Origin of the sequence: Streptomyces pactum, from assembly GCF_016031615.1 — a bacterium.
Classification (GTDB): Bacteria; Actinomycetota; Actinomycetes; order Streptomycetales; family Streptomycetaceae; genus Streptomyces; species Streptomyces pactus.
Map to the genome: position 1 here is coordinate 2,239,254 of NZ_JACYXC010000001.1, position 23,023 is coordinate 2,262,276.

Annotated in this window: 12 protein-coding genes and 3 pseudogenes; 13 read left to right on the top strand and 2 right to left on the bottom strand. The window is 77.3% G+C overall.

Annotated elements, in window-relative coordinates; all coding sequences use genetic code 11:
- Nucleotides 1-11: 11 nt before the first annotated feature.
- Complete coding sequence (locus tag IHE55_RS08765; RefSeq protein ID WP_197988508.1) at nt 12-551, bottom strand: HNH endonuclease; 540 nt, start codon at nt 549-551, stop codon at nt 12-14.
- Nucleotides 552-806: 255 nt separating this feature from the next.
- On the opposite strand from IHE55_RS08765, the pseudogene IHE55_RS08770 reads away from it, so the two are divergent.
- The 13 genes and pseudogenes from IHE55_RS08770 (at nt 807) to IHE55_RS08825 (ending at nt 21,972) form a co-directional block, all read left to right on the top strand.
- Nucleotides 807-1,899, top strand: a pseudogene (locus tag IHE55_RS08770) (mechanosensitive ion channel family protein).
- Nucleotides 1,900-2,728: 829 nt separating this feature from the next.
- Nucleotides 2,729-3,877: an ROK family transcriptional regulator gene (locus IHE55_RS08775; RefSeq protein WP_232265495.1), complete on the top strand. Its 1,149-nt coding sequence runs from the start codon at nt 2,729-2,731 to the stop codon at nt 3,875-3,877.
- A 456-nt stretch (nt 3,878-4,333) separates the two neighbouring features.
- Nucleotides 4,334-5,317: pseudogene (locus IHE55_RS08780) on the top strand (family 4 glycosyl hydrolase); the annotation flags it as partial.
- A 153-nt stretch (nt 5,318-5,470) separates the two neighbouring features.
- A pseudogene (locus tag IHE55_RS33390) lies at nt 5,471-5,785 on the top strand (family 4 glycosyl hydrolase); the annotation flags it as partial.
- A 410-nt stretch (nt 5,786-6,195) separates the two neighbouring features.
- On the top strand, nt 6,196-7,176 hold the full coding sequence (locus IHE55_RS08785; protein WP_197991878.1) for an N-acetylglucosamine kinase: 981 nt from the start codon (nt 6,196-6,198) through the stop codon (nt 7,174-7,176).
- A 972-nt stretch (nt 7,177-8,148) separates the two neighbouring features.
- Entirely contained in the window at nt 8,149-9,450 is a 1,302-nt protein-coding gene (locus IHE55_RS08790) for a GlnX family signal transduction membrane protein (protein WP_307826577.1), read from the top strand.
- Nucleotides 9,451-9,883: 433 nt separating this feature from the next.
- The gene (locus IHE55_RS08795; protein WP_197988511.1) at nt 9,884-10,894 is read left to right on the top strand and encodes a glutamate ABC transporter substrate-binding protein; all 1,011 of its coding nucleotides are present in this window, start codon (nt 9,884-9,886) and stop codon (nt 10,892-10,894) included.
- Between the two features lie 128 nt (nt 10,895-11,022).
- Nucleotides 11,023-12,339, top strand: a complete 1,317-nt coding sequence (locus IHE55_RS08800; RefSeq protein ID WP_197988512.1) for a coiled-coil domain-containing protein — start codon at nt 11,023-11,025, stop codon at nt 12,337-12,339.
- A gap of 148 nt (nt 12,340-12,487) precedes the next feature.
- Complete coding sequence (locus IHE55_RS08805) at nt 12,488-15,175, top strand: serine/threonine-protein kinase (RefSeq protein WP_197991880.1); 2,688 nt, start codon at nt 12,488-12,490, stop codon at nt 15,173-15,175.
- Between the two features lie 815 nt (nt 15,176-15,990).
- Nucleotides 15,991-17,385, top strand: coding sequence for a PP2C family protein-serine/threonine phosphatase (locus IHE55_RS08810; RefSeq protein WP_307826578.1), 1,395 nt, complete (start codon nt 15,991-15,993; stop codon nt 17,383-17,385).
- Nucleotides 17,386-17,499: 114 nt separating this feature from the next.
- Nucleotides 17,500-18,816 (top strand): vWA domain-containing protein, encoded by a 1,317-nt coding sequence (locus tag IHE55_RS08815; protein ID WP_197988513.1) that lies wholly within the window; start codon nt 17,500-17,502, stop codon nt 18,814-18,816.
- 64 nt (nt 18,817-18,880) lie between these two features.
- Nucleotides 18,881-20,506: an FHA domain-containing protein gene (locus IHE55_RS33395; protein ID WP_197988514.1), complete on the top strand. Its 1,626-nt coding sequence runs from the start codon at nt 18,881-18,883 to the stop codon at nt 20,504-20,506.
- A 1,061-nt stretch (nt 20,507-21,567) separates the two neighbouring features.
- Nucleotides 21,568-21,972, top strand: coding sequence for a globin (locus IHE55_RS08825; protein ID WP_307826579.1), 405 nt, complete (start codon nt 21,568-21,570; stop codon nt 21,970-21,972).
- Between the two features lie 535 nt (nt 21,973-22,507).
- Here the strand turns inward: IHE55_RS08825 and IHE55_RS08830 are convergent.
- Nucleotides 22,508-23,020, bottom strand: a complete 513-nt coding sequence (locus IHE55_RS08830) for a carboxymuconolactone decarboxylase family protein (RefSeq protein WP_197988516.1) — start codon at nt 23,018-23,020, stop codon at nt 22,508-22,510.
- Between the last annotated feature and the right edge of the window lie 3 nt (nt 23,021-23,023).

Sequence of the window (23,023 nt, forward strand, 5' to 3'; positions counted from 1 at the left end):
GGCCCGGAATCTCAGGCAGAGGTTCTGCCGTCGATCCGGGCCATCGCATCGTCCGCGCCGTACGGCCGCAGGTAGGGCAACCAGCGCGGGTCCCGGTGGCCGGTGCCGATGATGCGCCAGGCCAGCCCGGAGGGGGGCTCGGGTTGGTGGCGCAGCCGCCAGCCGATCTCCGCGACGTGCCGGTCGGCCTTCACGTGGTTGCAGCGGCGGCAGGCTGCCACCACGTTCTCCCAGGTGTGCTGGCCGCCCCGGCTGCGCGGGATGACGTGATCCACGCTGGTGGCGACGCCGCCGCAGTAGGCGCAGCGGCCGCCGTCCCGGGCGAACAGGGCCCGGCGGGTGAGCGGCACCGGACCGCGGAACGGGACCCGCACGAAGCGTTTGAGTCTCACGACGCTGGGGGCGGGTATGACACGGGTCGCGCTGTGCATCAGGGCGCCAGAGTCCTCAAGGCTGACGGCCTTGTCGTTGAGGACGAGGACGAGCGCGCGGCGGAGCGGTACGACGCCGAGCGGCTCGTACGACGCGTTGAGGACCAGGACGTGCGGCACGGTGCCTCCTCATAGACGCCGGCGGCGCGTGGCTCGCGCCGGGACGATCTCCCCTTAGTCTCTACAGATCCCCGGTCCACGCGCCACCACCAGCGGGTAACGGCATGGAAGTGTTTTCGACCACACCGTGTTCATCCCCCGCCGTGAGGCGCTTCTCTCCTGATCGGGACAACGGAGCAGCGGTCGTGCCCCGTTAGTGTGGTGAGGCCGCCCGTGTGTGTCCGCGCGGGCTCTCGCTCACGAAGGGTTCTTGCTGTGTTCTGGTCCGGTGCCGTGGCCGCTGACTCGACGCCCCGCCCCGGCCCGTCCGGGCCCAGCGGTTTCGACGCGGCGCACGACACCGCATCCAGCGCCGCGGGCTGGGTCGAGGAGAACTGGTCCACGTGGCTCGGCATCGGCCTGCGCATCCTGCTGATCCTGGTCATGGCCTTCGTCCTGCGGTCCCTGGTGCGGCGCTCGCTGACCAAGCTGATAGAGCGCATGAACCGCACCGCCCAGGCGGTGGACGGCACGGCGCTGGGCGGCCTGCTGGTCAACGCCGAGCGGCGGCGGCAGCGGTCGGAGGCGATCGGCTCGGTGCTGCGCAGCGTGGCCTCGTTCCTGATCATGGGCACCGCGGGGCTGATGATCCTCTCCGCGCTCCAGATCAACCTCGCGCCCCTGCTGGCCAGCGCCGGTGTGGCGGGCGTCGCCATCGGTTTCGGCGCGCGGAACCTGGTCACCGACTTCCTCTCCGGCGTCTTCATGATCCTTGAGGACCAGTACGGCGTCGGCGACACCATCGACGCGGGCGTCGCCACCGGTGAGGTCATCGAGGTGGGACTCAGGGTGACCAAGCTGCGGGGCGCGGACGGCGAGATCTGGTACGTGCGCAACGGCGAGGTGAAGCGGATCGGCAACCTCAGCCAGGGCTGGGCCACCGCCGGGGTGGACGTCCAGGTCCGCTCGGACGAGGACCTGGACCGGGTGCGCTCGGTGATCGCGGCGGCCGGCGAGTCCATGGCCAAGGAGGAGCCGTGGAACGAGCGGCTGTGGGAGCCGGTCGAGGTGCTGGGCCTGGACGCGGTGTACCTGGACTCGGTGATCATCCGGGTCTCGGCCAAGACCATGCCGGGCAAGGCGCTCGGGGTCGAGCGGGAGCTGCGCTGGCGGATCAAGCGGGAGCTGGACCGGGCGGGCATCCGCATCGTCGGCCAGCCCGCGGAGCCGGACCTGGAGACCACGCCCGCCCCGGACCCCACGGCGACCGTCGCCGCCCCCGTCCGCACTGGCCAACCCCGCCTCGCCGCAGGCGATGGCGGCCACCCCGCTGACGCCGCAGCCGCCCACCCCGCCCACCCAGAAGTGACCGCCCGCGGCCCCAGGAGTCCCCGGGGCCGCCGCGACCTGCCCGGCGGCCCCCCGCCGGCCCACCGGCCCACCGGCACTGGTCCGCTGGCTCACCGGCTCACCGGCTCACCGGCCAGGTGACCATTCCCGTCGGCCTGGCACACCGGCCGACCGCGCCCCGCCGTGCCGGGGCCCGGGAGCGGATCGCCCGCCCGCCGGGCGGGAACAGGGGCGGGCGCCGGCGGGCGGAGTCGGCCCGGCCCCACCTGCGACGCCCCCCACCCGCCCCCCATCCCGCCCGGTCCCACGGCCCGATACGCCACCCGGTCGGCCCCGCCTCCGGTCCCGGGGGCGCCCGCGCACCGGAACCGGTGAACGCCCGCACCTTTCGGTGAGGCCGCCGCGTCCCGGAGTGACCCCGTCCGCCGCCTCGGAGCCCCGACGCGCCCGCCCGTGCCGTCCGTGCCCCGCACGGTCCCGTCGCCGTGCCGTTCCGGCCGCCGCACGCACCGGGACGCCCGCCCGGCCGCCGCTGCCGGAGCCGCTCAGCAAACCCCCGCACCGCTCGCACCTGCCTCCCCCCGCCCCCGCCCCCTCCGCCCCCTCCGGCCCCCGCCCACCCACGCATCGGAACGCCGCTCCCCGGCCTCCCTCCGCGCCGGACGCCGCCCCCCGCACCGCGGTCCGGCGGCCGGTGTCCGGCCCGCTCCCCCCCTTGACCGCGTGGCGCCGGGAGCCGTAGCGTCCCGATCGACAGGAAAGTTTCCTTACAGTCCTGCCCTGGGCGGAGGCGATGGCCGATGGCCGGTACCGCGGTCACCCCCGGTACACCCCGCGTGCTGCGTGCCATGAACGACCGGACCGCGCTGGAGCTGCTGGTCACCCACGGCCCGCTGACCCGGACCCGGCTCGGTGAGCTGACCGGTCTGTCCAAGCCCACCGCGTCGCAGCTGCTGGCACGGCTGGAGGCGGCCGGGCTGGTCCGGGCCACCGGCACCGCCCCCGGCGGACCGGGGCCCGCCGCCCGGCTGTACGGGATCGTCCCGGCGGCAGCCCATGTCGTCGCCCTCGCGGTGGATCAGGAGGGGATCACCGCGGCGGTCGCCGACATCACCGGGCGGGTACTCGGCGAGCGCCGGGTACCCGCCCCGGCCGACGGGCCGCCGACGGTCTGCCGGGCCGCCGCGTCCGTGCGGGAGGCCGTGGCGGAGGCGGGCCTGGGCCCGGGCGACATCCACCGGGCGGTGATCGGCATGCCTGGCGCCCTCGACCCCCGCACCGGCGAGCTGCGGTACGCGCCGCACCTGTCCGGCTGGCAGTCCGCCACGCTCCGCGCCGACCTCGCCGGGGCGCTGGGCACCCCGGTGGTCGTGGAGAACGACGTCAACCTCGCCGCGGTCGCCGAGCGGCAGGGCGGCGCGGCCCGGGACGTGGAGGACTTCGTCCTGGTCTGGGTGGACGACGGGGTCGGCGCCGCCGTCGTGCTCGGCGGCCGGCCGCTGCGCGGGTTCACCGGCGGCGCGGGCGAGATCGGCTACATGCCGCTGCCGGGCGCGCCGCTGGCCCGGGGCGGGCCCAGGGGCCGCCGCCGGACCCGACAGGGGGCGGCGGCTTCCAGCGGCTGGTGGGCGGGGGCGGCCGTGCGGGAACTGGCCCGTGCGCACGGCATCGAGGCGCCCACCGCCGCCGAGGCGGTGGCCGGCGCACTGCGCACGCCCGGTGCCGGGGACCGGGTGCTCGACGAACTGGCCGGCCGGCTGGCCACCGGGCTGGCCGCGGTGGTTTCCGTGGTGGACCCCGAGCTGGTGGTGCTCTCCGGGCGCACCGCGCGGGCCGGCGGCGAGCGGCTGCGGGAACGGGTCGCGGCCGGGCTGACCGGGTTGGCGCTGCCCGCGCCCCGGCTCCGGCTGAGCGCGGTGGACGGACCACCGGTCCTGGCCGGGGCGCTGTGCACCGCCCTGGCGGCGGCCCGCGACGCGGTCTTCGACACGGCCTGAACCGCACACCGCACCGGCCGGGCCCTACGGGCCGCCGCGTTCCGGCCCCGTACCGGCTCCGGGGCCGACCCCGCGCGGGCCCTCCTCCGTGCGCCCCGTACGGCTCCTCCCCCACCGGGCCGACGTGCTGATCCCGGGGCCCGGACCCGCACCACGCCGGACCCGGCGCGCCCGTGCCGACGCGCCGGGACGGCCCGGCTCCCGGGTCGCGGTGGGCGGGCCGGGGCGGGCCCGGCGGCAGGCGGCGGCCCGCACCACCGCGCACCGCGCCGCCCGTACCACCGGTCCGTCCCCGCGCCGCGACGGGCGGACCGCACCGCACCACACCTGCCGGACCACCTGCCGGCCGGGCCCGCGCGGCCCGGTGCCCGACCACCGCCCCGGCGGTGCAGCCCGTACGGCGCCCCAGCGGCGCCCCCGGACGCCGCCCGAGCGGCGCAGAGAGAGGAGCAACGGTTGAAGCTCGCGGTCGTGGGTGGCGGGTCCACCTACACACCTGAACTCATCGACGGGTTCGCGCGGTTGCGCGATGTCCTCCCGCTGACCGAACTCACCCTGATCGACCCGGCCGAGGACCGGCTGGAGCTGATCGGCCCGCTCGCCCGGCGGATCTTCGCCCGGGCCGGGCACCCGGGCCGGATCACCTGGACGGGCGATCTCGACCGCGGGGTGGACGGCGCCGACGCGGTCCTGCTCCAGCTGCGGGTCGGCGGCCAGGCCGCCCGCGCCCAGGACGAGAGCTGGCCGCTGGAGTGCGGCTGCGTGGGCCAGGAGACCACCGGCGCGGGCGGCCTGGCGAAGGCGCTGCGCACCGTCCCGGTGGTGCTGGACATCGCCGAGCGGGTCCGGCGCCGCGCGCCGGAGGCCTGGATCGTGGACTTCACCAACCCGGTGGGCATCGTCACCCGTGCGCTGCTGACGGCCGGACACCGGGCCGTCGGCCTGTGCAACGTGGCGATCGGGTTCCAGCGCAAGTTCGCCGCGCTGCTCGGCGTCTCCCCCGCCGAGGTGGCGCTGGACCACGTGGGGCTCAACCACCTCACCTGGGAGCGCGGGGTACGGCTGGGCGGTCCGGACGGCGAGGACGTCCTCCCCCGGCTGCTGGCCGAGCACGGTGACGCGATCGCCGCGGACCTGCGGATGCCCCGTTCGCTGCTGGACCGGCTGGGTGTGGTCCCCTCCTACTACCTGCGCTACTTCTACCAGCACGACGCAGTGGTGGCGGAGCAGCGCGGCGCCACCTCCCGGGCCGCCGAAGTGGCGGCCATCGAGAGCCGGTTGCTGGAGCTGTACGCCGACCCGGAGCTGGACACCAAGCCGGAGCTGCTGGCCAAGCGGGGCGGGGCGTACTACTCGGAGGCGGCCGTGGACCTCACCTCGGCGCTGCTGCGGCCCGGAGCACCCGGCGGTGAGGGGGACGGCACGGCCGGCGGGAATCCGGCGCCGGGGCACGGGGCAGGCCCGGGGGCCGGTGCTGACGGGGCCGACGGTGCGGCTGTGACTGCTGGTGGCGCCGCGGCCGGTAGTGGCACTGCGGCCGGTGGTGGGGCTGTGACCGGTGGTGGGGCTGTGACCGGACGGTCCGCCGGCGAGGTGCTGGTGGTGAACACGTTCAACCACGGCACCCTGCCGTTCCTGCCGGACGACGCGGTGATCGAGGTCCCCGCGGTGGTCGGCGCGCACGGCGCCACCCCGCTGCCGCAGGCGCCCCTGGACCCGCTGTACGCCGGGCTGGTCGCCCAGGTCACCGGGTACGAACACCTGGCCCTGGAGGCGGCGTTGCACGGCGGCCGGAACCGGGTCTTCCGGGCCTTGCTGGCGCATCCGCTCATCGGGCAGACCGAGTACGCCGACCGGCTCACCGACTCGCTGCTGGCGCACAACCGGGAGCACCTGCCGTGGGCGTGAACCGTAACTCCCCCGCCGAAGGCCCGGGCGCTCCCGGCGCCGCACCGCTCACCGCCGGGCCGGCCGGTACGCCACCGGTCACCGACTCCGGCGCCGCCCTGCCCGACGACGCCGCCCTGCTCGACGACGCCACCCTGCCCACCGGGGCCGTACCGGCGTCCGGCGCGGGCCCGGCCGCCGGGGCTGTCGTTGCCGCCGGGGCTGTCGTGGCCGCGGAAGCCCCCGCGGCCTCCCCTGCCCCTCCCGCCTCCCCGGCCACTTCTGCCGCCCCCGCCACCGGGACCACCGCGGTTCCGGGGGCGGACACTGCACCCGGGCCAAGCATCGCGCCGGGGTCGGGCACCGTGCCGGGGCCGGGCACCGTCACCGCCGCCCGGGGCGCGGGCTCCGCCGCCGGCACGGGCGCCGCCATCGACGCCGTCCTCGCCGTCGACGCCGGGAACAGCAAGACCGATGTCGCGCTGGTGGCGGCGGACGGGACGGTGCTGGGCACGGCCCGGGGCGGCGGCTTCCGCCCTCCGGAGACCGGGGCCGAGCGCGCGGTCGAGGCGCTGGCCGCGCTGGTGGCCCGGGCCACCGCGGCGGCCGGCGGCGGCCCGCCCCGGGTACGTCACGTCTCCGCCTGCCTCGCCAACGTCGATCTGCCGGTCGAGGAGCGGGAGATGACCGGTGTGCTGCGGGCCCGCGGCTGGGGGGAGTCGGTGACCGTCGCCAACGACACCTTCGCCCTGCTGCGGGCCGGGGTCGACGACGACGGCCCCCGGTCGGGGGTGGCGGTGGTGTGCGGGGCGGGCATCAACTGCGCCGGCCTGGCCGCCGACGGGCGCACCGCCCGGTTCGCCGCGATCGGCCGGGTCTCCGGCGACTGGGGCGGTGGCGGTCACCTGGCCGAGGAGGCGCTGTGGTGGGCGGCGCGCGCCGCCGACGGCCGCGGCGAGGAGACCGCGCTCGCCCGGGCACTGCCCGCGCACTTCGGACTGCCGGACATGGCGGCGCTGATCGAGGCGCTGCACCTGGGGCACGTTCCCGTGGAGCGCCGGCACGAACTGGTGCCGGTGCTCTTCGCCGTCGCCGCGGAGGGTGACCCGGTGGCCCGTGCCGTGGTCGCCCGGCAGGCCGAGGAGGTGGTGGTGATGGCCACCGCGGCGCTCACCCGGCTGAGTCTGCTGGACGAACGGACACCGGTGGTGCTCGGCGGCGGGGTGCTCGCGGCCCGCCACCCGCTGCTGGACGAGGAGGTGCACCGGCTGCTGGCCCGGCGCGCCCCGAAGGCCGAACCGCGGGTCGTCACCGCTCCCCCGGTGCTCGGCGCGGCCCTGCTGGGCCTGGACCGGCTGGGCGCCCCGGCCGCCGGTTACGCCCGGCTGCGGCGGCACTTCGGCACGGCCTGAGCGCCCGGCGCGCACCCGGCGAACGCACCGCGGGAACCCGGTACGTGCACGGCGAACGTACGGCGGCATCCGGTACGTGCACGGAAACGCACGGCGGGCACCCGGTCCGTCACGCACGGCGGGTGCCCGGTGCGTCATGCACGGGGGACGCACCGCGGCCACCCGCTCCGTGCACGGCGAACCCACGCCGGCCACCCGTACGTGCACGGCCGGCACACGGCGGGCACCCCGTACAGGCACGGGCACGCACCGCGGCCACCCGTACGTGCGGGCACCGTGCGCACACGCCGGGCACCCCCCGCGTACCCCGATGACCGCGCGCGGGCACCCCGTGGGCGCCCCGCGCGCGGTCCGTGCCTTTCGGGCGCCCGGACGGCCGTCGGGCGCCGGTGGCCGGCCGGGCGCCCCGGAACCGAACAGCCGTGCCGTGCGTGATGGAACACAAGGCCGTCACGCCGTCCGGCCGGGATCGCGATCGGAAGAAGATCCGGGCAATACCGATGAGAATGGCCGGAGCTGCGGCCATACTGCTGCCGGTACCCGTACCCCGCCGCACCGGGTGACGGGCCGGAGCCGGTGACCGAGGGGGAGGGTCTGGTGTCACAGCCGCCGACCGCGGGCGGACCCGCGCCGTACGGGCGCGGGCACCCGGGCGCGACCGGACCGGCCGGAGCGACGGCAGGACCCTCCGGCGGGCCGGGTGCGGCTCCGGCCGGCGCCGCACCCGCCGGGACACCGGGCACCCCCGATCCCGCCGGGACACCGGGCGTTCCCGCCCCCGCCGGCACACCGGACGTCCCGGCCGCGACCGGTTCAGCGCGCGTTCCGGGCCCGGCCGCGCCGCCGGCGACCACCGGGCCCCCGCCGGGAACGCCCCCCGCGGGCGGCCCGGGGCCGGCCGGCCCCGGCGATCCCGCCGCCCCCCGGCAGACCGCCTGGCGGGAAGGGCTGGACCGGCTGCGGGCGGCCGCCGTGACCGAGCCCGGCCGGCTGCGGATCATCGGCGCGGTGCTGGCCGGCGCGCTGCTGCTGTTCGGCGCCGCGACGGCCTGGCAGGTCTCCGAGCGGGAGGCGTCCGCCGACGCGGTGTACGGGCGGAGCCAGCCGCTGAGCGCGGAGGCCGCGAACATCTACCGCCACCTCGCCGACGCCAACACCACCGCCGCCAAGGGGTTCCTGGCCGGCGGGAAGGAGCCCCGGCAGACCCGCGAACAGTACCGGCGCGCCATCGCCGACGCCTCGCTCAGCCTGGCGAAGGCGTCGGCGACCACCGGCGGTTCGGCCCGGGCCCGTGCCCCGCTCGCCCGGCTCAACCAGTGGCTGCCGGTGTACACCGGGCTGATCGAGAGCGCCCGGGCCAACAACCGGCAGGGCCTGCCGCTGGGCGGCGCCTACCTGCGGTACGCCAACGACGTGATGACCGACGAACTGCTCGCCGCCGCCGACGAGCTGTACCGGACGGAGTCGGCCCGGCTGGACGCCGACTACCGGGACGCCCGGGCGTGGCCCTGGGCGGCGGTGGCCACCGGGGTGCTCGCGCTGGGCGCGCTGGGCTGGGCGCAGCGCCGCGACTACGTCCGTACCAACCGGGTGTTCAACGTCGGGACGCTGGGCGCGACGGGTGCGTGCGCGGCGCTGCTGCTGTGGCTGCTGGCCGGGCACGGCGTGGCCCGGGCCCAGCTCACCGACTCCGACCGGCACGGCGCCCAGTCGCTGCGGGTGCTCAACGAGGCGCAGATCAGCGCCCTGCAGGCGCGCGCGGCGGAGAACCTGACGCTGGTGGCGCGCGGTGCGGTGGAGGTCGCCGACGGCCCGCACCGCGGCAAGGACGCCTACGAGGTGCGCTACGAACGGCAGATGGCGCGGCTCACCGGCGGCACCCGCGGCGGCGCGGCGGAGCCGGGGAGCCTGCTGGCGCGGGCCGGGACGCTCGCCGACGACGAGGCGGGCCGCGCCCCGGTGGCCCGCGCGGTCGGCGCGGTACGGCAGTGGCAGAGCCGGCACACCGCCGCCCTGTCGCTCAGCGACCGGGGCGACTACGACGCGGCGCTGAACGGGGTGATCGGCCGGACCGGCAGCACCGACGAGTCGTTCGCGCGGGCGGACCGGGCGCTGGACGAGGCACGCGGCCACGAGCAGCGGGAGTTCGAGGAGGCGGCGCGCGGCGCCCGGGACGCGTTCACCGGGCTCGTCGTCGGCGCCGGGGTGCTGGCGGTGCTGGGCGCGCTCGGCGCCGTGCTGGGCATCGGCCGCCGGCTGTCGGAGTACCGGTGAGGAGGGCATGAGGATGCGACCGACGCGGCCACGCCCCGCACGGCGGGAACCGGCGGCGGAGCCGTCCCGGCCGGGACGGGCCCTGCGGTCCGTCCGGCGCGCGCTCCGGCGCACGACGGACCCGGCGGACCCGGAGCGCACGGCGCACACGGCCCGTACGGAGAACCCTGCGGACACGACGACCAGGGCGGACCCGGCGGACCCGGCACGCACGACGGACCCGGCGCGCACGGACGGCCGTACGGCGGCCGCGGAACCGGCCGGCACGCCGACGGAACGGACGACCGGGGCGGCGGCCACGGCGCAACGGCCGGACCGGGCTGCGCCGGCGGCGGGACCGGCGGCACGTACGGCGGAACGGACGGAACGGACGGAACGGACGGAACGGACCGACCCCACCGGTCGGACGGGACACCCGGGCCGGGCGGCGCGCGTGGCGGAGCGCCGGCGCGGGGCCGCCGGACCCGTACGGCCGGGCCTGTTCGCGGCCACCACGGCGCTCGCCGTCACCGCCGCGGTCCTGGTGCCCGCGGCCGTCGGGGACGGCGGCACCGGCACCGACCGCCCCGGGCCGCGCGCCGCCCCCGCCCGCGACGACGTGGACTCCTCCGCGGACACCTGCGAGCGGCCGGAGGCGAGCCTGCGGCCGTCCCCGGCCGACGGCCCGGCGATCGAGAAGATCCGTGCGGCCGGGGTGGTCCGGGCCGGGGTCGATCAGAGCAGCTTCCGGTGGGGCTACCGCGACCCGGCCACCGGTGAACTGACCGGCTTCGACATCGCGCTGGTCAAGGCGATCGCCAAGGAGATCCTCGGCGACGAGGACAAAGTGGTCTACAAGGCCATCCCCACCAACCGGCGGGTACGGGCGCTGCGGGACCGGGACGTCGACGTGGTGGTGCGCACCATGACCATCAACTGCGAGCGCGCCGCCCAGGTGGGCTTCTCCACCGCCTACTTCGAGGCCGGCCAGCAGGTGCTGGCCGTCAAGAAGGAGGCCCTGGCGCCCGGCGAACCGGAGATCACCGGCTACGACGATTCGCTGCGCGGCCGGCGGGTGTGCGCGGCGGAGGGTTCGACCGCCGCGGCCGAACTGGCGAAGGAGAGCCACGGCGCGCGGGTCGTCCCGGTGCCCAACCAACTGGACTGCCTGGTACGGCTCCAGCTCGGCGAGGTGGACGCGGTGGTCACCGACAACGCGCTCGCCGCCGGGCAGGCGGCGCAGGACCCCACCGTCGAACTGAAGGGCACGCCGTTCACCACCGAGCTGTACGGCGTGGCGATGCACCGGGAGGACGAGGATTTGATACGCCGGGTCAACCAGGTGCTGGAGGAGTACCGCGCCGGTGGCCGGAGCAGTCCCTGGCGGAAGGCGTACGACCGCTGGCTGGCCGCCGACCTCGGACTGCGCGACCCGGTCCCGCCCCGGCCGGTGTACCGGGACTGACCGCGGAACCGTTCGTCGGCACGGCTTCGCCGACGGGGGACCGGGCGGGCCGGGCGGCGCCGGACGCCGCACGGCCGGTCCCCACCCAGGGCACGGACAGGCGTGCACGCACTCGAAAGAGGTGACCGATGGGGGTCTCGGGACCCTTCCCCAGCCCCGCGGGGAAACCCCAGGCACCGGCCATGGGCCGGGAGGAGGTGGACCGTGCGCTGGCGCGTCTGGGCGCCGAGCACGAGGCCATCGAGTCCTCGCTGCTCGCCCTCCAGGACCACGCCGGTCGGCGGCTCCTGGAGGGTGCCTCGCTGACCGGGGTCACCAAGGACCGCTGGGCCACCACCGAACAGGCCATATCGCTGCTGTGGACCTACTTCGACGCCTACACCGAGGCGCTGGGGACCGCCCGGGAGGTGCGGGCCCGGCGCCGCTGGCCCTCCCCGTCCGACCTGGCCGAGCTGAGCGAGCTGCTGGGCGGCCGCGCGGTCACCCTGCCCAGCAGCGGCAGCATCGCCGGCGCCCCGCTGCTCAGCGAGGAGCTGAGCCTGGACGAGCTGGTCACCCGGATGAACCGCTGGTACGCGGAGGCACTGGACGTCATCGTCACCGCCGACGCGGTCTGGTCCGCGCTGCCGGCCCGGATCGACATGCTCGCCGCCGAACTGCGCCGCACCCGCTCGCTGGCCCACTCGGTGGGGGTACGGCCCGGTGAGCATCCGGCGGGGGACGACCTGGAGCGGATCACCGAGGAACTCACCACGCTCCGCTCCGACGTGGTCTCCGACCCGCTGGCGTTCTGGGCGCCGGCGTCCGGCAGTTCCGCGCCCGGCGGCGGGCGGCCGGACACCACCCGCTACGACGACGCCGCCCGCGCCCTGGAGGACGTGCGGCGCGAGATCGAGGCGGTGCTCCAGGTGCGCCAGGACGCCGAGCAGCGGCTGATGCGGCTGCGGGACGTGCTGTCCCGGGCCGACCGCACCCTCACCGAGGCCCGCCAGGCGCGGGCCGAGGTGCTGTCGAAGATCGCCGCGTCCGAGGTGCCGGCGGTCAGCGGCCCGCCGACCGCGCTCCACGAACAGCTGGTCACCGCCGCCGAGTACCGCAGGCGCGCCCAGTGGCACCGGCTCTCCCCCCTGCTGGAGAGCCTGGAGCGGCGCGCGGACGAGGAACTGCTGCGGGCCCGGGAGTCGCTCACCGCGGTGACCGCGCCGCTGGCCGTCCGCGCCGAGCTGCGCGGCCGGCTCGACGCCTACCGGGCGAAGATGGTCCGGCACGGCCTGGCGGAGGACCCGCTGCTGGTCGAACGGTATGACGCGGCGCGCCGGATGCTGTGGACCGCGCCCTGCGACCTGCGGGCCGCGGAGCACGCCGTGCTGCGCTACCAGCGGGCGGCGGCGGAGGCCCTGGCCCAGGAGGCGGCCGGCCCGCAGGACCGGAGCGGTGCCCGGTGACCGGCGGCGCGCGCAACCCCGGTGAGCGGGCCCGCGGCGCGGCCCCGGCGGCCGGCACCGGCCGCCGGCACGGCGCGGACGGGGGGACGGGGTGAGCACACCGGATCGGTCCTGCCAGCGGCCCGGTTGCGCCGGGCGCTACGAGGACATGGGCGGCGGCGAACTGTACTGCGACGTGTGCGGGCTGGCGCCGGTGGTGCCGGCGGTGGGCCCGGCGGGTTCCGCGCGCGGCCGGGCCGCGGGTGCCGCGCCGCTGCACTCCCCGCCGACCGGGATCACCGCCGCCCCGGGCGGCGCGGCGCCGGGTGGCTCCGGGCGCGGCGGGTCGTCGTCCCGGTCCTCCGGGCACGGTTCGCGGGGTTCGGGCCCGGGGTCGGCCCGGTCGGGGAGTTCCCGCTCCTCGCGGCGCTCGGTGTCCGGGCGGCTGCCGCGGTCGCTGTCCGGCCGGGTGACCTCCCCGTCGGTGTCGGTGCGCAGTTCGTCCTCCGGCACCTCCACCTCCGGGCGCAGCCGGCTGGGCGCGGGGCTGGTCTCGGTCCCGGCGGTGCCGCGCCCCGACCCGCGCACCGCGGTGCTGGCCGACCCCGAGGTGCCGGAGCGCAAGCGGTTCTGCAGCCGCGGGGAGTGCGGCGCGCCGGTGGGCCGGGCGCGCGGCGGCCGCCCGGGGCGGACCGAGGGGTTCTGCACCAAGTGCGGCCACCCGTACTCGTTCGTCCCGAAGCTGCATCCGGGCGATGTGGTGCGCGGCCAGTACGAGGTGGCGGGCTGCCTGGCGCACGGCGGGCTGGGCTGGGTCTACCTGGCCATAGACCGCGCGGTCGCCGACCGGTGGGTGGTGCTCAAGGGGCTGCTGGACACCGGCGACGAGGACGCGCTCGCCGCGGCCGTCTCCGAGCGGCGCTTCCTGGCGGAGATCGAGCACTCCAACATCGTGCGCATCTACAACTTCGTGGAGCACCTGGACCAGCGGACCGGGAGCCTCGACGGCTACATCGTCATGGAGTACGTCGGCGGCAAGTCGCTCAAGGAGATCGCCAACGAGCGGCGGACCCCGGACGGCCGGCGCGACCCGCTGCCGGTCGAGCAGGCGTGCGCGTACGGGATCGAGGCGCTGGAGGCCCTGGCGCACCTGCACAGCCGCAACCTGCTCTACTGCGACTTCAAGGTGGACAACGCCATCCAGCAGCAGGACCAGCTGAAGCTGATCGACATGGGCGCGGTCCGGCGGATGGACGACGAGGACAGCCCGATCTACGGCACGGTGGGCTACCAGGCCCCGGAGGTGGCCGAGGCGGGCCCGTCGGTCGCCTCCGACCTGTACACAGTGGCCCGGACGCTGGCCGTCCTCACCTTCGACTTCCAGGGCTACACGAACGTCTTCGCGGACAGCCTCCCGGACCCGGAGAACATCGAGGTCTTCCGGACGTACGAGTCCTTCTACCGGCTGCTGGTCCGGGCCACCGACCCGGACCCGGACCGCCGGTTCGCCTCCGCGGAGGAGATGGCCGACCAGCTGACCGGGGTGCTGCGGGAGGTCGTCGCGCTCCAGTCCGGCCGGCCCCGTCCGGCGCTGTCCACCCTGTTCGGGCCGGAGTTGCGGGTGGTGGACACCGAACTCTTCGCCGAGTGGGACGCCGACCCCTCGGCGCTGGGCGGCCGGGCCCGGCGCCGCCGCGCGAGGCGCGCCACCGCCCCGGCCGCAGCCGCCCCGTCCACCACCCCGGCCGCGGGCGGGCCGTCCGTCGGTGCGGCGGCACCGGACCCGGTACGGCCGCTGGACGCCCGGGCGGCAGCCCTCGCGCTGCCGGTGCCCCGGATCGACCCCGGTGACCCCAACGCGGGCTTCCTCGCCGGTCTGGCCGCCTCCGCCCCGGCGGAGCTGGACGCGGTGCTGCGGACCGCGCCGGTGGACTCCCCCGAACTACGGTTCCTGCTGCTGCGGGCCCAGTTGGAGTCGGGCGACGGACCCGGTGCCACCGCCACCCTCGCGTCACTGCGCGCCGGGCACGCGGAGGACTGGCGGACCGTGTGGCACCGCGGCCTGCACGCCCTGGCCACCGGTGACCACGCGACCGCGGCGGTCTCCTTCGACGCGGTGTACGACGCCTTCCCCGGCGAGACCGCGCCGAAGCTGGCGCTCGGGGTGTGCGCCGAGATACTGGGTCAGCTGGACAACGCCGAGGAGTACTACCGGCTGGTGTGGACGACCGACCCCAGCTACGTCAGCGCCGCGTTCGGCCTGGCCCGGGTGCGGCTGCGCACCGGGGACCGGACGGCGGCGGTGCGCGCCCTGGAGTCCGTGCCGGAGTCCTCGATCCACTACACCGCGGCCCGGGTCGCCGCGGTCCGCGCCCGGCTGCGCCGCGGCGGCCCCGCCCTGGGCGCGGATACGGGAGACGGCGCGGTCCCGGGCGCGGGTACCGGAGTCGGCGCGGGCACGGAGGCCGGTGCGGGGGCGGGCGGGGGCGTCCCGGCCGGTCGTGCGATCCCGGCGCTGGACGATCTGCTCGCCGCGGCCGGCCAGGTGGAGCGGCTGCGGGAGTTCGGGCTCGACGCCCCGCGCCGCGAGCGGCTGAGCACCGAGGTACTGGGCAGCGCGCTGGACTGGGTACTGTCCGGCGGTGACGGCGCCCCGCGGAACCCGGCCGCCGGCGGACCGCACCCCGACGGTGCACCGCCGGGGCCGGTACTGCTGGGCTGCAGCCTGGACGAGCGTGGGCTGCGCCTCGGGCTGGAACGCTCGTACCGGACTCTCGCCAGGCTCGCGCAGCGTGGCGAGGAGAGGATCGAACTGGTGGAGCGGGCCAACCGTTTCCGCCCCAGGACGTGGGTGTGATCGATGTCGCAGATGCCGCAGCTGCCCCGGCTGGCCGCCTGCCCGAACTGCAACGAACCGCTGGAGTCGGGTGACAACTTCTGTGGTCGCTGCGGCGTGAGCCTCTCGGCCGCCCCGCCGCCTCCTCCCACCGGCGGCGGCCCGGTGCCCACCGACGGTGCCCCGGCGCCCGCCGGTACGCCGGCACCCGCCGGTGCGCGGCCGTCTGCCGCCGGCGGGCCGGTGCCCGTGGACGCCGGGCGGCTGGAACCGGTGGTTCCGGGGCCGTACCCGGGCCCGGCGGACGGGAACCGGGGCGCCGGGCCGGCCGGGGGTGGCAACACCCTGCACCTGGGGCCGGTGGCGGCGCCCGGGCGTCCGGCCGGACCGGCCGGGGCGTCACCGGGCGGCCACCCCGCGCCCGGGCCCGGGCCTCTGCCGGGCCCCCGCCGCGCCGCCGGCCCCCGCCGCGCCGGCACCGCCGTACCCGGGCACCGGACCGGTGGCGGCCGGATCCGCCGGGGCGGCCCACCCCGGGGCGCCGGTCCCGGCCCCCGGTCACCCCAGCCCCCGTCGCCTCCGCGCCCGCCGCCGTACCGCCCGCGCACCTGCCGACCGGCCCCGCCCGAGCGACCGGTGCCGCGCCGGGCGCGGCACCGGCCACCGGCTCCGGCGTGAGCGCCGGCGCGGAGGGCGTACCGCACGCGCCCGGCGGCGCCCCCGCGCCACACACCGCAGCCGCACCGCACCCCCACCCCCCGCGCCTGTGCCGCATCCCGCCCCCCGCGCCGCACGCCGCGCCTGTGCCGCACGCCGCACCCCCCGGCGCACGCGCCGTGCCCACCCCCCGCGCCCCCACTCCCCCGGGCCCCGGCCCCGTGCCGCCCGCCGCGGCCCCCGGGCGCGCCCCGGCCGGTGGCCCGGAGGACTACCCGCTGCCGGCGCCCGCCCCGGGCGGGCCGGTGCCGGGCGGCCCCCGAGGCGCGGCCGGGCAGCCGGAGCCGTACCAGCTGCCGCCGGCCGGGCAGTTCGGCGCGCCCGTGGAACCGGTGCGGGTCCCACCGGCAGTCCCTGCCGTACCCGCCGTACCGACCGTCCCCGCCGTGCCACCGGGCCCGCCCGCGCCCACGGCACCGCCGGGCGGGGCGCCCGCCCCGGCGGCGGCCCCCGCGGCCCCTGCGACTCCGGTGACACAGCCGGCACCCGCGGCACCGCCCGCGCCCACGGCAGCACCGGCGGCTCCGGCGGTCACACCCGCGGCCCCGGCCACGCCCGCCGCCGCGCCGGTGTGCTGTTCCGGCGTCACCACGGGTTTCAGCCGGTGCGCCGCGTGTCAGGCGGGCACCGTGGACAAGGACGGCTACTGCGAGAACTGCGGCCATGCCCAGCCGAGGGAGCGCGACCGGATGGAGTTCGAACTGGGGGGCGTCGCCGCGGCAACCGACCGCGGCCTGCGCCACCACCGCAACGAGGACGCGTTCGCGGTCTGCACCGCGGCGCTGGCCGACGGATCGCCGGCCGTCGTCGCCGTGGTCTGCGACGGGGTGTCGTCGGCCACCCGGCCGGACGACGCCTCCGCGGCCGCGGCCGGCACGGCGGGCGACGCGCTGGCGCGGGCGCTGCCGCGCGGCGAACACCCGCGGGTGGCCATGCGGGAGGCGATCCTCGCCGCCGCCGAGGCGGTCAACGCGCTGGCCCGGGAGCCGGGTGAGGACGGGCGGGACCCCTATCGGCAGGAGAACTCCCCGGCCTGCACCATCGTCGGCGCGGTGGTCGCCGGCGGTGTGCTCACCGTGGGCTGGGTCGGGGACAGCCGGGCCTACTGGGTGCCCGACGACCGCACCGCACCGCCCGCGCGGCTGACCGAGGACGACTCGTGGGCGGCGCAGATGGTCGCGGCCGGGCTGATGACCGAGGAGGAGGCGTACGCGGACGAGCGGGCGCACGCCATCACCGGCTGGCTCGGCGCGGACGCCTACGACCTGGACCCGCACACCGCGTCGTTCGAGCCGGACCGGCCGGGGGTGGTCGTGGTGTGCACCGACGGGCTGTGGAACTACGCGGAATCCCCGGAGGACATGGCCGGCGCGGTGCCGCCGGACGCCCGCTCCCGGCCTCTGCACAGCGCGCGCGTCCTGGTGGAACACGCGCTGGACGGCGGGGGCCACGACAACGTAACAGTGGCCGTGCTGCCGTTCCCGGTACCACCGGAAGGGGCAGGATCGGCCTGACGGGCCCGAGGGGGCGGTGCGCGCGTGCCGGGACGGCGCGGGCGCACGCGGGGCGAGGCTCCGCACGCACACCGGTGTGCGCAGGTCCATGTGGAGTGCCAAGGAGCTGATCAGATGGCCAGATTCTCCAAGTCGAACGTGCCGCGGTTCTCGGTGGACGTCTACCAGAACGAGTTCCTCCCCGAGGGGGGCCGGGAGGTGCACGCCATCGCGACGGTCACCGCGACCGGGGGCGGCACGACCGGAGGACTGGCCGTCCCCACCGCGGCCGTCGTCATCATGGTGGACTGCTCGGGGTCGATGGACTACCCGCCCACGAAGATGCGGCACGCCCGGGAGGCCACCGCCGCCGCGATCGACACCCTCCGCGACGGGGTGGCGTTCGCGGTGGTGGCCGGTACCCACAGGGCGGTCGAGGTGTTCCCCGGCACCGGGCGGCCGGCCGTCGCCGACGCGTCCACCCGGGCCCGGGCGAAGGAGGCGCTACGCGCGCTGAGCCCGTCCGGCGGCACCGCGATCGGCACCTGGCTGCGGCTGGCGGACCGGCTGCTGGCCTCGACCGACGTCGCCATCCGGCACGGCATCCTGCTCACCGACGGCCGCAACGAGCACGAGAGCCCGGAGGACCTGCGGGCGGCGCTGGCCGCGTGCGCGGGCCGCTTCACCTGTGACGCCCGTGGCGTCGGGACCGACTGGGAGGTCGCGGAGGTCACCGGCATCGCGTCCGCGCTGCTGGGCTCGGCCGACATCGTGGCCGATCCGGCCGGGCTGGCCGCGGACTTCACCGGGCTGATGGAGGCCGCGATGGGCAAGGAGGTGGCCGACGTCGCGCTGCGGCTGTGGACGCCGCAGGGGGCCCAGGTCCGGTTCGTCAAGCAGGTCGCGCCCACCGTGGAGGACCTCACCGGCCGGCGCACCGAGGCCGGTCCGCGCGCCGGGGACTACCCGACCGGCTCCTGGGGCGACGAGTCCCGCGACTACCACATCTGTGTGCGGGTGCCGGCCGCCGGGGTGGGGCAGGAGATGCTGGCGGCCCGGGTCGCGCTGGTGCTCCCGGACCGCGACGGCGGCACGCCCACCACCCTCGCGCAGGGTCTGGTACGCGCCGTGTGGACCGACGACCTGGCGGCCTCCACCGCGATCAGTCCGCAGGTCGCGCACTACACCGGCCAGGTGGAACTGGCCCAGGCGATCCAGCAGGGACTCCAGGCGCGCAAGGCCGGCGACCGGGACGGCGCCACCGCGAAACTGGGCCGGGCCGTGCAGCTCGCCGACGCCTCCGGCAACGCGGACACCGCGAAACTCCTTTCGAAGGTGGTGGACGTGGTGGACGCCGCGACAGGTACTGTGCGACTGAAGGCGAAGGTCGCGGAGGCGGACGAGATGACTCTCGAAACGCGTTCCACCAAGACCGTGCGCGTCAAGAAGTAACCGTCAACAACCGAGTTCACCGCGGCGAGAGCCGAGATACGGCACAAGAGGGGGAATCACCGACATGGCGACCTGCCCGAACGGCCACCAGTCGGCGGCCGACGACTGGTGCGAGGTGTGCGGCCACCGTATGTCGGGGACGCCCATGCCTCCAGGGGCCATACCGCCCCCTCCGCCGCCCCTGCCGGGCGGACCCCAGGGCCCCGGCGGGCCCGGGATGCCGGGTGGACCGGGAATGCCGGGTGGACCGGGAATGCCGGGCGGCCCGGGGATGCCGGGCGCCCCCGGTGGACCGGGCGGCTACGGCTACCCCGGCCCGGGGCCGGAGGCCGGCTTCCCCGGGGAGCTGTGCCCGCAGTGCCGCACGCCCCGGGAGGCGCAGGCGCCGTTCTGCGAGGAGTGCCGTTACAACTTCCTCACCCACTCCCCCACGCCGTACTCCCCCGCCGCCCCCGCCCGGCGGTTTCGCGCCGCCCGTGCCCGGCCACCCCCGGTGCGCCGCAGGGCGGCCCGGGCGGTGAGTTCCCCGGCTCGGCCCCCCTCGCAGGTGAACCGGCCCGCCGAGCCGCTGAACGGCGGTCCCGGCGGGGCGCCGCTGCCGGGCCATGCGCCGGGGCAGGGCTCCGACCGGCCGCCGCTGCAGCCGCCGCAGCGGTCCTTCGACGGCGACGACGACTGGCCGCTGCCGCCGCCCGGTGGCGGCGCGCAGGGCGGTCCCGCCTCCCCGCCGCCGCCCGGGCCGGGGCCGCTGCCCGGCCAGGCGCCGGGCCCGGTTCCGCCGGGTCCGGGCGGCCAGCTGCCCGGTCAGGCTCCGGGGCAGGTCCCGCCGCCGGGCCCGGGGTCGTTCCCCGGTCAGGATCAGGGGCCGTTCCCCGGCCAGGGCCCGGGCCCCGGCCCGCTGCCCGGCCAGGGTTTCGCGCCGGGCCAGGGCCCGGGACACGGACCCGGCCAGGGTCCCGGCCACGGCCCGCAGGGTCCTGGACACGGTCCCGGGCCCGGTCCGCACGGCCCCGGCCCGCAGGGACCCGGACACGGTCCCGGTCCGCAGGGTCCCGGTCCGCAGGGGCCGGGGCACGGACCGGGTCCGCAGGGGCCGGGCCACCACGGTCCCGGTCCGCAGGGCCCCGGGCACGGTCCCGGGCCGCAGCCCGGCCAGGGCCAGTTCCCGGCGCCGCCGCCGTCCGGGCCGCCGTTCGGCGACAACCGGCCGGGCGGTGCCCCGTCCCACCCGCAGCCGGACGGGCCCGCGCCGTTCCCTGGCGGCCAGCCGCCGGCCGGGGGCGGCGGTGGCTGGGTGGCGGTCATCGCGCCGGACCGCGAGTACTTCATGGCGATGATGCACCGCAGCGGTCCGGAGGCGGCGGGGCTCAACCTCCCGGCGTACTCCCCGGAGCAGCAGCTGCCGCTCACCGGCCACCAGGTCACCATCGGCCGCCGGCGGCACAGCACCGGAGAGGCCCCGGACATCGACCTGGCGCGCCCGCCGGAGGACCCGGGCGTCTCGCACCAGCACGCGATGTTCGTCCAGCAGCCGGACGGCAGCTGGGCGGTGGTGGACCAGGACTCCACCAACGGCACCACCATCAACGGCGCCGAGGAGCCGATCCAGCCGTATGTGCCGGTGCCGCTCCAGGAGGGCGACCGGGTCCACGTGGGCGCCTGGACGACCATCACCGTCCGCCGCGGCTGACGCCCCGGGCCGGGCCCCGGGTAGCCCGGGGGCCCGGTGGGCGGGTGGCCGGGCGGCTTGGTGGCCGAGGCCGGGGCCGGGTGCCTTGGCACCCCGACCCGGGTGAGCGGGTGGCTTCGCAGCCCGGGGCCGGGTGGGCTCTGCCCGGCCCCGGCCCCGGCCCCCGGTCCGGCCTCTTGTCCGGGGGCCGGGCCCCGGTGCGGCCGGCCCACGGTCCGGGTCGCCGGACCCGGTGCCGTACAGGACGGCCCGTCACCGCACAGGACCGCGGGTCGCCGTACGGAACCGACCCGCCGCCGCGTGGACCCGGCCCGTCTCGTGAGACCCGTTCCACACCGCGGTCGTTCGCCGGTCAGGGCCGGTCGCCGCGTGGGTACCGATCACCATGTGCGGACGGTCGTCTCCCCGTCCGTCGGCGAGTCCGTCAGGTGCGGTGGTGGACGGGCGCCCGCGTCGGCCCCCGGCCATCGGGCCGCGCCCGGACGCACCCCCGCCCACGCCCCTTCCGCCCTCCTCCCCCACGCCCTCGCCTCGCCCGCCGCCGTGGTGGCCCACGACGCGGCAGGGATGAAGGGGGACGGGACGGGCCCGTGCCGAGCTTGCCCCCAGCCGGGCGCCCTCCCGACCTTCGGGGCCCGCCGTACCCCGCGCCCGTCCAGGACAGGCGCAGCGCGTCACCACGGGCCACGGGGCCGCAGGTCCACGAGGCGGAGGAGCGACGGGCCGACGCTGCGGACCGACAGGACGACGGGACGACAGAACGGCGGGACGACGGCCGGGACTCGGCTGCCGGCGCCCGAACCCGCCGTCCGCCGAGGTCATTACGGTCAGGGGCGGCGCCGGTGTGACCTCCCCCACCCCGCGCGGCGGTCGGGCATTCCGCGAGAGGTCCGGCCACCCTCGGCAATCGCAGCGCGGGCCCCGGACCCGCGGACTTCTCCCGGGGCGTTCCGAGGCACCCAGGGGGCGCTCGGGAACACCCGGGGCGTGCTCGTGACCGTGGAAGTCCGCGCAAGTCCTAGGGCTGCGGTCCTCATCCGGTCATCTGAGACCATGGTGGGGTGATGGAGATTCCCCGCGACACGCTTCAGGAGCAGACGTTCTACGAGCAGGTGGGCGGCGAACCCACGTTCCGGCGCCTGGCACACCGGTTCTACCAGGGCGTCGCGGAGGATGCGCTGCTCCGCCCGATGTACCCCGAGGAGGACCTGGGCCCCGCCGAGGAGCGGCTGGCCCTCTTCCTGATGCAGTACTGGGGAGGCCCCCGCACCTACAGCGAGAACCGCGGTCATCCCCGGCTGCGCATGCGGCACGCGCCCTTCACCGTGGACCGCGCCGCCCATGACGCCTGGCTGCGGCACATGCGGGACGCGGTGGACGAGCTGGAACTGGCGCCGGAACACGAGGCAGAGCTGTGGCGCTACCTCACCTACGCCGCCGCCTCGATGATCAACTCCCCGGGCTGAGTTCACCCGAGCCCCGGGCCGGCTCCGGGTCTCTCCCCCGCCGGCTCAGGGTCGTCCCCGGGCCGGCCGGTCCCGTTTCCCGGTCCGGCGCCCGGGAGGGCCCCACGGCCCCCACCGGTCGACTCAGGCCCCCCGCGCCCTGGGGAACGCCCCCCGCCCTCCCACGACATGGGACCGGTGCGGGGGCGTACGACTGTCGCGGGCCGGACCGGACCGGGCGGGCCCCCGGCGGCGCGAGGCATCGGCGCGGGACCGTACCGACCACCGACCGGCCCGTCACCACGCCGGCACCGAGCCGGCCGCCGCATCGCCTCGGGCCGGGCCACCGCACGGCGGCCCGCACGCCGGGCAACGGTCGGTTCCATCAACGGTCGGTTCCATCGCCGTCCCGCTGGGAAACAGCCGTCCCGCCGGGGAACGGCCGCCCGGTCGGGCAACTCACCGGCCCCCCTGGCGCCGCACATGCGGTCGCGGGGAGGGGCGGCGGGCGCCGGACCGCGCGTCCGAGCAGCCGCCCCTCCCACCGCGGGCGGCGTCAGCGGGTGTAGTTCTTCCCCGGCGGCCGGCCGGGGACGGGCTTTCCGACGAGCGCCACCGGAACGAACATGCTGAGGTGGCCCAGCGCCACGGTCAGGTGCCAGATCTCCTCGTCCCGGTAGTGGCGGGAGGCCCTGGCGAACAGGTCGTCGGAGACCCGCTCACCGAACGGGTTCGGCGTGAACACCGCCTCCGCGAGTTCCAGTGCGATCCGTTCGGCGTCGGTGAAGTACGGGGCACCCTGCCACGTCGCCACCGCGGTGATGCGCCGGTCCTCCTCCCCGACCTTGCGGAGTTCGTCGATGATCGGGACGCAGTGGTAGGTGCTGCCGACGATCTGCGCGGCACGCAACAACATCAGGTTGACGGTGTTCTGCGGGACCGGGCCGTTGCGGACAGCGTTGCGCACGGCCCCGGACAGGGCGGCCAGCTCGGGGTAGAGGCCGGTGGGGTCGGGCAGGCGCGACTCGATCCGGTCCGGCCGGGAGGCGGTGTCGCCGGTGACGGTCATGGC

What these genes read in the sequence shown, in the direction of transcription:
- IHE55_RS08775 (WP_232265495.1), top strand. Translation starts at nt 2,729, where the DNA reads ATGAACGACCGGACCGCGCTGGAGCTGCTGGTCACCCACGGCCCGCTG.
- IHE55_RS08800 (WP_197988512.1), top strand. Translation starts at nt 11,023, where the DNA reads ATGGGGGTCTCGGGACCCTTCCCCAGCCCCGCGGGGAAACCCCAGGCA.
- IHE55_RS08805 (WP_197991880.1), top strand. Translation starts at nt 12,488, where the DNA reads ATGGGCGGCGGCGAACTGTACTGCGACGTGTGCGGGCTGGCGCCGGTG.
- IHE55_RS08815 (WP_197988513.1), top strand. Translation starts at nt 17,500, where the DNA reads ATGGCCAGATTCTCCAAGTCGAACGTGCCGCGGTTCTCGGTGGACGTC.
- IHE55_RS33395 (WP_197988514.1), top strand. Translation starts at nt 18,881, where the DNA reads ATGGCGACCTGCCCGAACGGCCACCAGTCGGCGGCCGACGACTGGTGC.
- IHE55_RS08830 (WP_197988516.1), bottom strand. Translation starts at nt 23,020, where the DNA reads ATGACCGTCACCGGCGACACCGCCTCCCGGCCGGACCGGATCGAGTCG.